We start from the raw sequence: 15504 nt of genomic DNA, 5'->3' as shown, positions 1-15504 counted from the left end.
CGGGGTGTGGCGCAGCTTGGTAGCGCGCTTCGTTCGGGACGAAGAGGTCGTGGGTTCAAATCCCGCCACCCCGACTCGTGTGTGGAGACACGACAGGGCCCCTGATCAGCACGTCTGATCAGGGGCCTTACTCATTGCCGCACCATGGCCGTGTCGGCTGCCAGGAGAAAGGGACCACTTCGGAGCTGTTTTTGCCATGAGTATGGGACCACCCTGTTTGCCACGTATGGGACCACCTGACTAGCGGTTTTGCCAGTTATGGGACCACCCGGCGTGGCTTGCGGGTTTCCGGTCGCTCGGCCGCTGTATTGGCCAAATGAGCTACCGGGAGGTTTCGGTGATCGAGATCAGGGAGATGCTGCGGCTGTGGCTGCAGGGTCGCGGGTTGCGGGAGGTGGCCCGGCTGTCGGGCACCGACCGCAAGACCGTGCGCCGGTATGTCGAGCGAGCGCAGTCGTGTGGCGTGGACCGCGACGACGGTGTGGAGCAGTTGACCGACGAGTTGCTGGCCGCGGTGATCGCCGGGGTTCGTCAGTCTCGGCCGAACGGTAAGAGCGATGTGTGGGAAACTCTCGCCGGTCAGTCCGAGCAGATCAAAGAATGGCTGGATCAGGGCCTGACCTTGACGAAGATCCATATTCTGTTGGCCCGCCGTGGCGTGGTGGTGTCGTATCGGACGTTGAACCGTTATGCGACAACGGAATTGGGGTTCGGGAAGCGGCGCACGACCGTGCGGGTCGCCGATTGTGAACCGGGCGCGGAGGTGCAGGTCGACTTCGGCCGGCTCGGCCTGCTTCCCGACGCCGAAGGCCGTCGGCGGGTGGTGAAGGGCCTGATCTTCACCGCGGTGTATTCGCGGCACATGTTCGTCTTCCCGACCTACCGGGAAACGCTCAACGACGTCATCGCCGGGTTCGAGGCCGCATGGGTGTTCTTCGACGGCGTGTTCGCCGTCGCGATCCCGGACAACATGAAAGCCATCGTCGACCGCGCGAACGCGACCGATCCCCGGCTGAACGACTCGTTCCGCGAGTACGCCGAATCGCGTGGCTTCGTGGTGGATCCAGCACGGGTCCGCAGCCCGCAGGACAAGCCGCGCGTCGAGCGCTGCGTTCCTTATGCACGGTCGAATTTCTTTGCTGGAGAACAGTTCCGGGACCTCGACGACTGCCGGGAACGCGCTGCGCGGTGGTGCCGGGAGACCGCGGGCATGCGCATTCACGGCACCACTCGACTACACCCGGCGGAGGTGTTCGCCAGCGACGAGCATCCGAAGCTGAAACCGTTGCCCGACACGGTATTCGACATCCCGGCCTGGGTGAATCCGAAGGTCGCACCGGACCGGCATGTTCAGATCGCCAAGGCCCTCTACAGCATTCCCGGCGATCTGGTCGGGCAACGACTGACCGCCCGCATCGACACAGCCACGGTCAAGCTCTATTTCCGCGGCGAGCTGATAAAGGTTCATGCTCGCGTGCCTGCCGGTCGTCGGCAGACCGATCCGGCGGATCTGCCCAGTGAGCTGACCGCTTATGCGATGCGGGACTTGAATACGTTGCAGCACAAGGCCGAAGCCGACGGCCCGCATATCGGCACTTACGCGGCGGCGGTGCTCGAGCATCCGCTGCCCTGGACGAAGATGCGGCAGGTCTACCGGCTGCTGGGGCTGGTGCGCCGTCACGGCGCCGACGTCGTCGACGATGCCTGCCGCCAGGCCCTCGAGGCCGAGGTCGTCGATGTCGGTGTCATCGACCGCATGCTCACCCGCGGGGTCACCGGCACGCAGCTGACGCTGCTGCCACCACCGGCTCCGTCCCGATTCGTCCGTTCCACTACCGATTTCGCGGTCAGGAGGCCGTCATGAGCACCGATACTCGTCGTCCCGCTGCCTCCCCGGCGGTCAAACCGATCGAGATCTCACCGGAACTGAAGTCGTTGATGCGGCGGCTCAAGCTCGGCCAGCTGCTCGACACCCTGCCCGAGCGTCTGGCCCTGGCCCGCTCGAATCGGTTGCCGCACCACGACTTTCTGGAGATGTTGTTCGCCGACGAAGTCGCCCGCCGCGACCGACAATCCGAGCAACGCCGCGCCAAGGCCGCGCACCTGGACCCGCAGATGCAGTTGCAGGCATGGGACGATTCGACCGCTGTCAGTTTCGACTCCGAACTCTGGGCCGAACTGACTTCACTGCGGTTCCTCGCCGACGCCTACAACGTGTTGATCATGGGCCCGGTCGGGGTCGGAAAGACGTTCCTGGCCAACGCATTAGGACACGTCGCGGTCCGCCGCAACCGCACTGTTCACACCGAACGCGCCGACAAACTGTTCAAACGGCTGCGCGGCGCCCGGCTGGACGGCAGCTACGAAGACGAGATGCGCAAACTGCACCGCGTCGATCTGCTGATCATCGACGACCTGGCCCTGCACCGGCTCGAGGCGCCCGAGACCAACGACTTCTACGAGCTGATCGTCGAACGCCACCGCAAGGCCTCGACCGTGATCACCAGCAACCGGGAGCCGCCGGAAATCCTGACCATGATGGCCGACCCGCTGCTGGCCCAATCGGCGATGGACCGGCTGCAATCGGCAGCCTACGAGCTCGTCGTCGAGGGCGAGTCCTACCGGCAGCGGCAGAAGCCCCGCCGGGGCAAACCAGCCGATCCCAGCACCCCGGATTGACCAGCGGCCCGGTCGTCGGTCACCATCAGCACACGGCCCACGACCGGACGCAACCCGGTCCCATGCTCATGGCAAACCGGTGGTCCCTTCAGGCTGGCAGCCGACAGGCCGGGACCCCGGGTGGGGAAATCAGGAATCCCGAGGCCCCGGGGACGGCCGAGATCACAAGGGGCCGTTGAGGGTTCGGTCGACGTGGGCCTTGGCTGGGGGGCCGTATCGGTGGTTGATTTCGTCGAGGTCGGACCAGAGGGCGGGTAGGGGCCAGTGGTCGGGGAGTAGGTCGGGGGGTAGGCGGGGGGTGGTGAGGATGTCCTGCATCGGGGGGTTGAGGAGTTCGTCCAGGCGGCGCAGGGCGGCGGGGCCGGGAGTGGGGGCGTTGTCGCGCAAGGCTTTTCGCAGTTGTCGACGGTGGTGGTCGAGGCGGTCGGCGCGGGCGGGGAGTTGCCAGGCGGTGGCGGCCGCGCGGGCGGCGTCGGCGGCGGGGAGGGCCAGGCGGGCCGGGTAGAGGGTGGCGTCGGGCGGGCGTGGCGGGAGGGTGTTCGACAGTGTCGGCCAGTGGTCGGCGAGGCTGATCAGGACGCCCTGCTGGAGGATGCCGTAGCCGCACATGACGGCGGATCGGCGCAGGGTGTCACGGAAGGGGCGGTGGGCTTCCGGCACGGAGAAGAGCAGGGCATGGAACTCGCCGGTCCAGTTGGGGGCGGCCGATGCGTCGGTGAGCCTGTCGAATCCGGCGGCCAGTTGGCCTGCCAGCCGATAGTGCACGTTCCGGCCTTCGCGGCGGCCGACGAGATTGCCCGCGCGCCGCAGTCGCATGATCGTGCCGCGGGCCGCCGACGGAGTTTGACCGAGATCGGTCAGCAGGGTGGTGAGCGCTGTTCCGCCCAGCTCGGATCGTTGCGCGAGCCCGAACAGGAACGGCACCAACGCAATCGATGACGAGAACGCCTGCGCGCCCTCGAGTTCTGGTGATATTCTTTCGCTCACGTTCGTGACAACAACTGTATAGAATTGGACGCAGATCCCGTGCCAACGCCCTCCCCCGCATCCGGCCGCTCCCGCGCGCTCGCCCTGGCCCTCAACTGGTTGCCCACCCTGCTGTTCAGCATGGTCCTGCCCTTTCTGACGTATTCCCAGCTGGTATCTCATCACTGGTCGCAGGTGTCGGCACTCATGGTGTCCGGACTCTGGCCGCTGGCCGAGTTGCTGGTGATGTTCGCGATCCGCCGTCACCTCGACGAGCTGACCCTGTTCATCCTGATTTTCATGGTGCTCGGCGTGGTGTCGTACGTGGCGTTCAACAGTCCGCGGATGCTGCTGGTCAAGGACTCCGCGCTGACCGGACTGTTCGGCGTCGTGATGCTGGCGAGTCTCGCCGCGCCCCGGCCGCTGATGTTCTATTGGGGTCGCAAGTTCGCCACCGATGGTTCATCGGCGAAGGTCGTCGAGTGGAACGCGCTGTGGCAGTACCCGGGGTTTCGACATGCCCAGCGGGTGATGACCGTGGCGTGGGGTCTGGCGTTCCTCGGCGAGGCGGTGCTGCGGGTGGTGCTGACCTATGTGGTGTCGGTGCGGACGATGGTCGCGATCAACGGCATCCTGCCGGTCGTGGTGATTCTGCTGTGCGTCGGTTGGACCACGTTCTACGCGCAGTGGTCGCGTCGGCGGAACACCGCACAGACGACTCCACCCGCGGTGGTCACGGGTGGAGTCGACGCCGACGGCAGCATGGTGGCCGTCGAAGGGGAGATGCGCATCCGGTGACCGACCCTCGCGATCGAGCCGGACAGCCCCGCGCATATTTCCGATGCGCCGGTTCCGGCATGCGGCCCGGATCAGATGCAGAAGACGACACTGCCGAGCGGGAAGCACAGGCTCACGGAGCCCACCGGGCTCGCGGTGTTCGCCGACACGGCCGGGGTGAGCGTGGTGGCGGCGGATGCGGCCGGAGCTACCGCGAAGAGCAGCGGTAGAGCGATCGCAGTGGCGGCCACGGTCCTGATCATTTTCGTTGACATGGTCCATACCTCGATAGGTCTGCTCGGGCGAAGGTCCGAGCCTTCGGATGACGAGCGCTGTTCGATAGCTGCGAGTCTGACCGCGGCCGATCGGCCGGACTCCCGGGCCGCCCTGATGCAAGCAAGGTGCCCGCCTCGTGGATTTCACATCGGCTCGGACCTGGCCCGAACCGACCCGAACATCACCAAGCTGTATGGGCGGGAACCCTTTCCACGTCATCGGAGAAAGGATGCTACAAGATTACTGCCGCCGTCCGAACTGGACGAGGGACTAAAGTCGTCGCTTACCGGGGATGACCTGGGATCCGTCCGTGAGGCGCCCGGGCTCAGACCGCGGCCCCGCAGGCGACACCCTCGATGATCCGGGTCGACCGTTCGGGCTGAAGTGCCTTGACGGACAAGTGATCCCAGATCGAATGGTAGGCGTCCAGATCGCCCGACCTATCGAGGAACTGGGCGCTGGTGGCGTGATGGATGTGCACGATATCGGACAGGTCCGGATTGCCGAATCGCATCAGCGCGAACGGTCCCGGACTCAGCAGCGGACCGCAGACGTGATCGGGCACGATCTGGATCGTGACGTTCACCAGCTCCGCCACCCGGCCCAGATGCGCGAGCTGCGCCCGCCAGACCTGGGTACTGCCGAGCTGCCGGCGCAGCACCGACTGCTCCAGCAGTACCCACAGCCGCAGCGGATCGGGTCCGGTGAGGCGGCGCTGACGCAGTTCCAGCAATTCGATGTGCCCCGGATCGGCGGGCTCGCCCGGACGCACGATGTGCAGCAGCTCGCGCGCGTAATCGGGGGTCTGCAACAGCTCGGGCACCAGGCCGGGCGAATAGCTCCGCACCAGCGTGGCCGAATCCTCGAACGCGAGGTACGTCTCGTACCAGCGGGGCACGGTATCCGCGTCGATGTGTCGATGGCCGGGCGCGTTGGCGCGTCGCGCAAGGTTTACGTACTCGGTGCGGCGCGCGGAATCGCCGACTCCGTACAACGTCAGCAACTTCTCCAGATCCGGTAGCCGGAACCCGAGCAGTCCGGACTCGAGCCGACTGATCTTCGAATGGGACGCCCCGATCGCCCGCCCGACGTCGTACCCCTTCAAACCGGCCGCTACCCGCAACGTCCGCAATCGAGTACCGAGCAGGCGACGTGCGATCGCCGGATCCTCCCCGGAGTCCTCATCTCCATCGCGCGCCCGCGCGATGGAGCTCGTACTCTTGGCCACCGCCGCTCCCAAGGGGACTCTGCTATCGCTGTCTCCGAGTTTGCCACAGCCCCGGCCGAGCGGCGAATCAGACCGAGCACCGGTCCAGATTGATGCTCGGTTGTCCCGACGTGACCGGGGGCGCTACTTCGCCACGGCGGCAAGCACTTCGGCCAACGCGGTGAGCTGGTCGCCGGTGCCCTGCTCCCGCCATTCCGGCTTTTCGCGGCCGTCGAGATACGCGCCGTGTTCGGTGAGGGTGAGGCGGGTGCCCGCGTCGGTGGCGGCGAATTCGACGGTGGCGACCGAGACGGTGGCCAGCACCGCCCCTTCGCTGAGCGCGGTGGTGTAGACGAGGCGGGCATCGGGGACGATCTCCCGATAGACGGTCTCGGCCGTGATCACCGTGCCGTTGACGACGCCGCGCGCGACCTCCCGGCCGTCGACCCGGAAGTCGAGTTCGTGATCGGCGCTGCCGCCCGCGAACCAGCGGGCCTTGGTCGCCGGATCTGCCCAGGCGGCGAAGACCTCCGCCGGCGTGACGGGATATTCGCGTTCGATGGTGAAGGTGGCGTGGAGCACGGACTGTTCGGACATGACTACTCCTGATCTGGTTCGGAGCGTTCGGCGAGCACCTCGCCGAGCGCGTCGAGACGGCTCTCCCACGGCGTCCGACGTGCGTCGATCCACTCCCGGATCGGCTCGAACGCATCGGGCGCCAACTGGCAGGTACGCACCCGGCCGACCTTCTCGGTCCGGATCAGCCCCGCCTCCTGCAAGACCTGCACATGCTGAACGACCGCCGCCAGCGACATGTCCAACGGCTCGGCCAGCGCACCGACCGCCGCCGGACCCGCGCTCAGCCGCTCGATCAGCCCGCGCCGCGTGGGGTCGGCGAGGGCCCGGAAGATCCGATCGATCGCGTCAGCATGGTTAAGCACAGACTTGAGTTTGCAGCGTTGGATCGAAACAGTCAAGCATTTACTTGACTATTGTCGCGTCGTACCGCCTCGACGGCCACGGGCCGTTCGATGCAGAGGCAGCACCTTCAGCGGAGCTTCGACGCCACGCCGAAACCACACTCTCTCCACCTGGATAACTCGATATCCGATGTGCCACAGCAGAATTCGCTACCGACAACGATCCACGCACGACAACGATCCACGCACGACGAAGAGCCCCGGCGTCGACCGGGGCTCTCGTCGAAGTCGATCTGTCAGATCGGGGTGATCGGGAGGCGGAGGGCTGCGGGGGCGGCTTCGGGGACTACCGGGGACTTCGGGGCGATCGGGGTGACGCGGCGGTAGGGGGCGCCGAGGGCGGGGCGGGGGTCGGGCTCACCTTTGTTGGGCCACAACGACATTGCGCGTTCGGATTGGGCGGTGATGGTGAGGGAGGGGTTGACGCCGAGGTTCGCGGAGATGGTGGAGCCGTCGACGATGTGCAGGCCCTCGTAGCCGTAGAGGCGCTGGTAGGGGTCGACGACGCCGGTCTCGGGGGAATCGCCGATCGCGCAGCCGCCGATGAAATGGCCGGTGATCGGGACGTTCGCCAACTCGGTCCAGCTGCCCTGCGGGATGCCGTCGATCTTCTCCGCGACGCGCCGGGTGACGTCGTTGCCCTCGGGAATCCACGCGGGCGGGGCCTGACCCGAACCCGGTTTGGTGGTCATCCGGCGGCCGAGCAGGCCGCGCTTGTTGTAGGTGATGACGGAGTTGTCGAGGTTCTGCATGACCAGCAGGCCGATCATCCGCTCGGACCAGTGCCGCGGGTTGTGCAGCGTCGGCAGATCCCTTCGCTGCCTGACCATTTCGCGCAGGCCGAGCACCCAGCGGCGCTTGCCCTCCTGGCCGTCGACCAGCACGGTGGTCAGCAGGCTCATCGCGTTGGAGCCCTTGCCGTAACGCACCGGCTCGATATGGGTGTGGTCGTTGGGGTGGATCGAGGACGTGATCGCCACGCCCCGAGTGAAATCGGTGTCCTTGCGCCGCGACCGCGCGGCGAGCACTGCCTCGGAGTTGGTCCGCGCGAGATGCCCCAGCCGCGGCGAAATGTCCGGCAGCACACCGCGATCGCGCAGATTGTGCAGCAACTGCTGGGTACCCAGGGCGGCCGCGGAGAAGATCACCTGATCGGCGGTGAATGTCTTGCGCCCCTTGCGAACCCACCGTCCGGTGCGCACGGTGTCGACCGCGTATCCGCCCTCCGGCAGCGGCCGCACGGTGACCGCGGTGGTCAGCGGATGCACTGTGGCACCGGCCTTTTCGGCGAGATAGAGGTAGTTCTTGACCAGCGTGTTCTTCGCGCCGTGGCGGCAGCCGGTCATACATTCACCGCAGTGCGTGCAGGTCCGCCGCTGCGGTCCGGTACCGCCGAAGAACGGATCGGCGACCTCGCCACCGGGCTTGGCGTTCTCCCCGGCGAACAGCACGCCGACCGGGGTCCGGCGATAGGTGTCGGCTATGCCCAGATCCTCCGCGACCTCCAGCAGCACCCGATCCGAGGGCGTGGTTGCCGGGTTGGTGGTGACGCCGAGCATGCGGCGGGCCTGGTCGTAGTGCGCGGCGAGTTCGTCGCGCCAATCGGTGATGTGCGCCCACTGCTTGTCGCGATAGAACTGCTCGGGGGCCTCGTAGAGGGTGTTGGCGTAGACCAGCGAACCGCCGCCGACCCCGGATCCGCTCATGATGAACGTGTCGTTCAGCAACGTCATCCGCTGGATCCCGAAGCAACCGAACTTCGGCGCCCACAGGTACTGCCGCATATGCCAGGAGTTCTTCGCGAATTCGTCGTCCTCGAAACGACGGCCGGTCTCGAGCACGCCGACCCGATATCCCTTCTCGGTCAGCCGCAGAGCCGTGACACTGCCCCCGAAGCCGGACCCGATGACCAGCACATCGTAATGAGTCATGGGCCACACCCTAGGCATTCGACGCGAGATCGAACGAGAGCCTCGCGGCCAGAAAATCGGCATATTCGGCCAGTCCGCTAACCGGCCGCGAATTCGCGGAGTCGCAGGTGGGGCCGGGGTGAGCGGCGAGTGGGCTATATTCCATCGGAGTTTCACTTCGCGACGAGAACGGGAAACCGGTGGAAATCCGGTGCGGTCGCGCCACTGTGTCCAGCTTGCTGGGAGTCAGACCCCGTCTCGTCGCGTACCACGGACGGGGACGCGAGATCCCCAGAAGGGCGGTGCCGCTATGGCCCCCGACGCAACGACCCACCGCGTCCTGCGCGATGTCCTGCACGACTGGCATCGGCGCGATTGGATCGAGGCCGGGGTATTGCTGGGCGTTGTCGTGCTGATGCATCTGATCGGGTTCGGGCTGCTGTTCGGCGCGATCGCACCGCACGGGTATCACATCGGCACCCAGGTCTTCGGGGTCGGACTCGGGCTGACCGCCTATACGTTCGGGCTGCGGCACGCGTTCGACGCCGATCACATCGCGGCCATCGACAACACCACCCGCAAACTGATGTCCGACGGGAAGCGGCCCAAATCGGTCGGATTCTGGTTCGCCATGGGACATTCCACGATCGTGTTCGTGCTGGCCGCGCTGGTGGTGGTCGGCGCGCGGGTGGTCGGCACCCTGGTCGACGACGACTCGCCCACGCGAAAGACGTTGGGCACCATATCGACGCTGGCGTCGGGGTCGTTCCTGTATCTGATCGGATTGCTGAATGTCGTTGCGCTGATCGGGATCTGGCGGGTGTTCCGGAAGATGCGCGGTGGCGCGTTCGATCACGCCGAACTCGAGGCGGCGCTGGACGCGCGCGGATTCCTGGCCCGGCTGCTGCGTCCGGTGATGGGGATGGTCACCCGGCCCGCGCACGTCTATCCGGTGGGTGTGCTGTTCGGCCTGGGTTTCGACACCGCCACCGAGGTCGCGCTGCTGGCCCTGGCCGGATCGGGGGCCGCGGCCGGGCTGCCCTGGTACGCGATCGTGGTGCTGCCGCTGCTGTTCGCCGCCGGGATGAGCATCATGGACACCGTCGACGGGCTGTTCATGAACATCGCCTACGACTGGGCGTTCGCGAATCCGGTGCGCAAGATCTTCTACAACCTGACCATCACCGGGCTGTCGATCGCGGTCGCCATCCTGGTCGGGTCGATCGAGTTGATCACGGTGTTGCACGATGACGTCGGGCTCACCGATCCGATCACGGACTGGATTTCGGGGATCGACCTCAACAATGTCGGGTTCGCGATCGTCGGGTTGTTCGTACTGGCGTGGGTCGGCGCGGTGGCGTACTGGCGGCTGGCGAAGGTCGAAAAGCGTTGGGCAGTGGAAACTTCCGAATAACCCGGCACATCTCGCCGCACGCACATCCGATCCACGCGCACGCGTCTGGCCCGTAACACCGGGCACCATCCCCGGGGTCGAATCTCGAACAGGCTGTCCCCCAATCGAAATGGGCTGCACAGCCGCCAACCATCCGGCACGCATGCAGCGACCGGAAGGCGAATTCATCTGTTCCGCACGCAAAAATGGTTACGCGCTGCGGACCGCTCCCTCGGGAACCGGACCGCAGCGCGCGACACAACCACGAAATACACTCAGCGCAAACGCAATTTGCGCATCATCCGCAACGTCAGCAACGTGGTCTGCAACTGCTTGGCGTACGGCATGGCCGCGCGAGCCGCCATCACCTGACGCTTCTGCACCCCGATATTGACCGAATCGGTGTACTTGAGCAGGCCCGCATCACCGTGCCGGGTGCCGACGCCGGACTGCTTGAGCCCGCCCGAGGGCGTGGCCTTGGACGAGTAGGTGACCACGAAACCGTCGTTGACGTTGACGTTCCCCGCCTCGAGCTGCCCGGCGATCTTTTCCGCGCGAGCCAGGTTCCGGCTCCACACGCTGGCGTTGAGGCCGTAGGTGGTGGCGTTGGCCTGCGCGATCGCGTCCTTCTCGGCACTGAACTTGTAGATGGTGACCACCGGGCCGAAGGTTTCCATGGTCGCGTGCGTCATCTCGGCGGTGACATCGGTCAGCACGGTCGGCTCGTAGAACGCCGGGCCGATGTCCGGACGCGCCTTGCCGCCGGTCAGCACGGTCGCCCCCTTGGCGCGCGCATCCTCGACGTGCTCGGACACGCGCGCGAGCTGATCGGGCGAGACCAGCGACCCGAATTCCGGATCGGTGCCGTACGACGCGCCCGCCTTCGAGCCCAATTCCTCTGCGGCAGCGACGAATCGGCGCACGAACTCGTCGTACACCCGGTCGTGCACGTAGATGCGCTCGATGTGCATGCACGCCTGGCCGGTGTTGCCGAAGACCGCGAAGATCGCGCCCGGGATCACGTCGTCGAGGTTCGCGTCCTCGAGCACGAGCATCGGGTTCTTGCCGCCGAGCTCGAGGCTGCACCCGATCAGGTTGCGGCCGGCCTGTTCGCCGATGGTGCGTCCGGTGGCGGTGGATCCGGTGAACATGACGTAGTCGGAGTTCTCGATCAGCGTCGGGCCCACATCGGGTCCGCCGCCGCATACGACCTGCATGAGCCCGCGCGGCAGACCCGCCTGGTACAGCAGCTCCACGCCGAACAGCGTGCACAGCGCGGTCTTGTTGTCCGGCTTGAGCACCACGCCGTTGCCCGCGATCAGCGCCGGGGTGGAGTCGGACATCGCGATGGCGAACGGGAAGTTCCAGGGCGCGATGACCGCGACGACGCCCTTGGGCCGATGCTGCTGGATCGAGGTGGAGATGACCGGCATGTAGCCGCCGCGCTGCACCGGCTTCAGCACGCGCGCAGCGGTTTTCAGGTAGTGGCTGATCACCATCGGCGGATCGCAGGACTCCTCGATCGCCATCCGGCGGGTCTTGCCGGAGCCGATCTGGATGAGGTCGGCGATGGTCTCGATCTCGGCGAGGATCAGTTCGTGCCAGCGCGCGAAGACTTCCAGGCGGCGTTCGACCGACCAGGAGGCCCACTCTTTCTGTGCGCTGCGCGCCTGGGCCGCGGCCGCGACGACGTCCTCGGGCGAGGACTGCGGCAGCTCGCCGACGACCGCGCCGGTGTACACCTCGATCATCTCGTAGGGTTCGCGCTTGTCACCGGCGGTGCCCGCAGTCACCATCGCGGTCAGCCGGTCGATGAGCGTCTTCGTGATCCGCGGCGGCAGCGTGGTCGCGCCGCTCTGCATGCTTGTCTCCATCCGCACTCTCCCTCACTTGCCGCCCCGTGACGGCGGTCACCTCCTCTAAACTAGAACACGTTATTGTTCAGGACAACGTCCCGGGGTAGCTTGCCCCTATCCACGAGAGAGAAGAGAGTCGGCGATGACCACGGCAGCCACTGAAACCGGTAGCAGTACCGAGCCACACGCGCTGGTCGAACAGCGCGGCGGGACGCTGATCATCACCATGAACCGGCCCGCGGCCCGCAACGCGCTGACCGGCGAGATGCTCGAGATCATGCTGAACGCGTGGCGGCGCGTCGACGAGGATCCGGACCTGCACTGCTGCATCCTGACCGGCGCGGGCGGGGCGTTCTGCGCGGGCGCGGACCTCAAGGCGATGAGCCGCAACGATCCGAGCAAGTCCATGGGCGCGGGCGGCAAGTTCGACGCCTCGAACATTCCGGGACTGCTCAAGGGCTACCGGCTGAGCAAGCCGCTGATCGCCGCCGTCGAGGGCGCGGCCATCGCGGGCGGCACCGAACTGTTGCAGGGCACCGACATCCGCGTCGCGGGTGAGAGCGCGAAATTCGGTGTGTCCGAGGCACGTTGGAGCCTGTACCCGATGGGCGGCTCGGCGGTGCGGCTGCCGCGGCAGATCCCGTACACCATCGCGGCGGAGATCCTGCTGACCGGACGGCACGTCACCGCGGCCGAGGCCAAGGAGATCGGGCTGATCGGCCACGTCGTCCCGGACGGCACCGCGCTGGACAAGGCCCTCGAACTGGCCGAGATGATCAACGCCAACGGCCCGCTGGCCGTGCAGGCCATTCTCAGGACCATCCGCGACACCGAGGGGATGCACGAGGAGGAGGCGTTCAAGCTGGACGCGAAGGTGGGGCTGTCGGTGTTCGCCAGTGAGGATGCGAAGGAAGGGCCACGGGCGTTCGCGGAGAAGCGCAAGCCGCAGTTCAAGGGGCGCTGAGCAGGTAGGACCGGCGGGTGGCGCTCCCCCGCCGGTCTGTCGTCGCGCGCCTCAGCCGACTTCTCGGGCGTCCTCGAAAGTCATTCGCAGCGAACCGATTTCGCTGGTGAACAGGGCGCGGCGGGGTAGGCCCAGGGCGCGCATCTGTTCGGCGATGGGGTGTTCGCCGAGTTCGACGCGGGCTCCGCCGGGGCGCATGCGGACCTCGGACGGGTTCATCACCCATGGTGTGCTGCGCAGGACGCCGTCGAGGTTGGTGTAGGCCGCGATGGACGCGCCGCCGAGTTGGGCGGGGGCGGGGATGCCGCCGCTGGTTTCCAGGGCCACGACCAGGCGGCCGTCCATGAGGACCTCGCAGCGTTTGCCGCGGCCGTGCGAGGTGATCCGGATATCGGCCATTTCCTTTGGGAAGCCCCAGATTTCGCGTCCGGCGGCCAGGGTGAAGGGCTGGTTCACCGGGAGCCACGAGATGTAGATGCCGATGCTGGAGCGGTCGCCGGGGAGCTGGGCCATCACCGCGAGTCCGAACTCGTGGTACGGGCCCAGATCGCCGTCGATGTAGCGGACGAAGACGAGCGTGCAGATCGCCCGCCCGGCGATCGTGACGGGCTCCAATCCGGTGCCGCCCAGGATGTTTCGCGTGGCCTGGGCATCGGCGAGGAACATCGCCGATGCCGCGTCCGCGACCCGGATCTGCACCGGCATCGTGACTTGTTCACCGAGGATCGTATGCACTGCCGCCATATCCTGATTAGAACACGTTCTCGTTTTGCGCGGAAGGCTCTCTTTCGGACACCCCGGGGGAATCATCCGAACCCGTTGCACCGCAGTCGAACACGATCCGGACACGCGCGTCGGCGCACCCGGATCGCTACCGCACCGAACTCAGCCCTCGTGATCGGGGCTGTTCGTGGCGGCGTACTCCTTGGCCCAGCGGTAATCGGGCTTGCCGCTGGGAGCCCGGACGACGGCGTCCACGACCCAGATCCGCCGGGGCAGCTTGTACCCGGCCAGGTGGGCGCGCACATGCTTGCGCAACGCCTCGAAATCGATCGTCGCGCCGCTCTCGGCGGAGACCACGGCCGCGACCTGCTGCCCCCAGCGCTCGTGCGGAACGCCGATGACCAGCACGTCGAAGACGGTGTCGTGGGCCTTGACCACGGCCTCCACCTCCTCGGTGAAGACCTTCTCGCCGCCGGTGTTGATCACCATGTTGCCGCGGCCCAGCAGCGTGATCGAGCCGTCCGCCTCGACCCGGGCACGGTCGTCGGTGACGACCATGCGCGCGCCGTCCACGGTCTGAAAGAGCTTGGCGGACTTGACCGGATCCTTGTAGTACCCGATCGGCACCGACCCGGTCTTGGCGACCCAGCCCTCACCGCCGGGACCGACCGGCGCACCCTGCTCGTCCACGACCAGCGCACCACGCCCGGTCTGCACCCGGGGACCACGGCTCGGATCGTCGTCCTTCTGCGCGAAACCTATTCCGCCGAAACCGGTTTCGGACGATCCGATGGAATCGGTGATGACGGTGGTCGGGAACATCTCGATCATGTCGTTCTTCACCGCCTGCGACAGCAGCGCCGCACCGGACCCGACGGCCAGCAGCGAGGAGGCGTCCACCGGGTTCGCCCGGAAGGACTCGACCAGCGGCCGGGCCATCGCGTCACCGGTGATGACCAGGATGTGCGGCTTGACGCTCGCCATCACCTGCCACACCCGGTCCGGATCGAACCGAGGCTCGAATACCACGGCGTTCCCCGACCACAGCGCGGTGAAGGTCGGCATCATCGCCGCGGCGTGGATCAGCGGCGGCAGCACGAACCACATGCTCGGATCAGCTTGCGCCCCAACGCGGGACTGCTGGTACTCGTCGGTGACCGGCTCGTTGTTGTAGAAGTCGATACCGCCGCCGAGCACCCGCCACATGTCCTCCTGCCGCCACATCACGCCCTTGGGCATGCCAGTGGTACCGCCGGTGTACATCATGAACAGGTCGTCGGCGGTACGGTCCCCGAAATCCCGCGCATCGGAAGCACTTTCGAAAACCGATTCGTAAGGCGTCGAGGTGCTCTCCACCCCTGCACCGCCCTGATCGTCCTCCACGACCAGCGAGTGCCGGATCGAGGGCACCGCCGCGCGCGCCTGCTCCACCGTCGGCGAGTAACACCGATGATGAACCAGCGCAACGAGATCCGCGTTGTCGTAGATGTACTTCAGTTCCTCGGTGCCGTACCGGTAGTTGATATTGATCGGCACCGCGCGCACCTTGAAGCACGCGATGAGCGTCTCCAACGTCTCCACCGAGTTGTGCATCTGGAACCCGACGTGGTCCCCCACCCCGATGCCGACCGAATCCAGGTGGTGCGCAAGCTGATTGGCGCGCTTCTCCAGTTCCCGGAAACTCACCCGCCGATCGCCCTGGATGACCGCGATCCGGTCGGGCATGATGTCGACGGAGTGTTCGAACAGATCGGCGAAGTTGTTCGGCATATT

The 15504-nt window shown here is 66.5% G+C and carries 14 protein-coding genes, 1 tRNA gene and 1 riboswitch; of the genes, 6 read left to right on the top strand and 9 right to left on the bottom strand.

Annotated elements, in window-relative coordinates:
• The 3 genes from NRB20_RS04815 (at position 1) to NRB20_RS04805 (ending at position 2679) form a co-directional block, all read left to right on the top strand.
• Positions 1-74 (top strand) — tRNA-Pro (locus NRB20_RS04815).
• Between the two features lie 242 nt (positions 75-316).
• Positions 317-1864: an IS21 family transposase gene (gene istA / locus NRB20_RS04810; protein ID WP_153408011.1), complete on the top strand. Its 1548-nt coding sequence runs from the start codon at positions 317-319 to the stop codon at positions 1862-1864.
• Positions 1861-2679: an ATP-binding protein gene (locus tag NRB20_RS04805; RefSeq protein WP_153408010.1), complete on the top strand. Its 819-nt coding sequence runs from the start codon at positions 1861-1863 to the stop codon at positions 2677-2679. Before istA ends, NRB20_RS04805 begins: the two co-directional genes overlap by 4 nt.
• 162 nt (positions 2680-2841) lie before the next feature.
• On the opposite strand, the gene NRB20_RS38835 is transcribed toward NRB20_RS04805, so the two are convergent.
• The gene (locus NRB20_RS38835) at positions 2842-3666 is read right to left on the bottom strand and encodes a hypothetical protein (RefSeq protein ID WP_194289730.1); all 825 of its coding nucleotides are present in this window, start codon (positions 3664-3666) and stop codon (positions 2842-2844) included.
• A gap of 39 nt (positions 3667-3705) precedes the next feature.
• Between NRB20_RS38835 and NRB20_RS04795 the strand changes: the two genes are divergently transcribed.
• A complete protein-coding gene (locus tag NRB20_RS04795) occupies positions 3706-4443 on the top strand; it encodes a VC0807 family protein (RefSeq protein ID WP_194289729.1) in 738 nt (245 codons plus the stop codon).
• Positions 4444-4514: 71 nt separating this feature from the next.
• On the opposite strand, the gene NRB20_RS04790 is transcribed toward NRB20_RS04795, so the two are convergent.
• The 5 genes from NRB20_RS04790 to NRB20_RS04770 all read right to left on the bottom strand — a co-directional run bounded on the left by NRB20_RS04790 (position 4515) and on the right by NRB20_RS04770 (position 8816).
• Positions 4515-4697, bottom strand: a complete 183-nt coding sequence (locus NRB20_RS04790; protein WP_153408007.1) for a hypothetical protein — start codon at positions 4695-4697, stop codon at positions 4515-4517.
• A gap of 326 nt (positions 4698-5023) precedes the next feature.
• Positions 5024-5926, bottom strand: coding sequence for a helix-turn-helix domain-containing protein (locus NRB20_RS04785; RefSeq protein WP_319944481.1), 903 nt, complete (start codon positions 5924-5926; stop codon positions 5024-5026).
• 123 nt (positions 5927-6049) lie between these two features.
• The gene (locus NRB20_RS04780) at positions 6050-6502 is read right to left on the bottom strand and encodes an SRPBCC family protein (RefSeq protein WP_153408005.1); all 453 of its coding nucleotides are present in this window, start codon (positions 6500-6502) and stop codon (positions 6050-6052) included.
• Positions 6503-6504: 2 nt separating this feature from the next.
• Positions 6505-6846 (bottom strand): ArsR/SmtB family transcription factor, encoded by a 342-nt coding sequence (locus NRB20_RS04775; protein WP_319944480.1) that lies wholly within the window; start codon positions 6844-6846, stop codon positions 6505-6507.
• 275 nt (positions 6847-7121) lie between these two features.
• A complete protein-coding gene (locus NRB20_RS04770) occupies positions 7122-8816 on the bottom strand; it encodes a GMC family oxidoreductase N-terminal domain-containing protein (RefSeq protein WP_153408003.1) in 1695 nt (564 codons plus the stop codon).
• A gap of 143 nt (positions 8817-8959) precedes the next feature.
• Positions 8960-9093: riboswitch (adenosylcobalamin (AdoCbl) riboswitch) on the top strand.
• 12 nt (positions 9094-9105) lie between these two features.
• Here NRB20_RS04770 and NRB20_RS04765 point away from each other — a divergent pair.
• Positions 9106-10209, top strand: coding sequence for a Nickel transporter NicT (locus tag NRB20_RS04765; protein WP_153408002.1), 1104 nt, complete (start codon positions 9106-9108; stop codon positions 10207-10209).
• A gap of 254 nt (positions 10210-10463) precedes the next feature.
• On the opposite strand, the gene NRB20_RS04760 is transcribed toward NRB20_RS04765, so the two are convergent.
• Positions 10464-12062, bottom strand: coding sequence for a succinic semialdehyde dehydrogenase (locus NRB20_RS04760; RefSeq protein WP_153408001.1), 1599 nt, complete (start codon positions 12060-12062; stop codon positions 10464-10466).
• A 124-nt stretch (positions 12063-12186) separates the two neighbouring features.
• On the opposite strand from NRB20_RS04760, the gene NRB20_RS04755 reads away from it, so the two are divergent.
• The gene (locus tag NRB20_RS04755; protein ID WP_153408000.1) at positions 12187-13008 is read left to right on the top strand and encodes a crotonase/enoyl-CoA hydratase family protein; all 822 of its coding nucleotides are present in this window, start codon (positions 12187-12189) and stop codon (positions 13006-13008) included.
• Positions 13009-13059: 51 nt separating this feature from the next.
• Here NRB20_RS04755 and NRB20_RS04750 read toward each other — a convergent pair whose 3' ends face one another.
• Positions 13060-13752 (bottom strand): acetoacetate decarboxylase family protein, encoded by a 693-nt coding sequence (locus tag NRB20_RS04750; protein ID WP_153407999.1) that lies wholly within the window; start codon positions 13750-13752, stop codon positions 13060-13062.
• Positions 13753-13893: 141 nt separating this feature from the next.
• Positions 13894-15501, bottom strand: a complete 1608-nt coding sequence (locus NRB20_RS04745) for an acyl-CoA synthetase (RefSeq protein WP_153407998.1) — start codon at positions 15499-15501, stop codon at positions 13894-13896.
• Positions 15502-15504 lie beyond the last annotated feature (3 nt).

Source organism: Nocardia macrotermitis (assembly GCF_009604405.1).
Classification (GTDB): domain Bacteria; phylum Actinomycetota; class Actinomycetes; order Mycobacteriales; family Mycobacteriaceae; genus Nocardia; species Nocardia macrotermitis.
The sequence above is the reverse complement of the archived record's forward strand: the minus strand, read 5'-3'. Positions and strand labels throughout refer to the sequence as shown.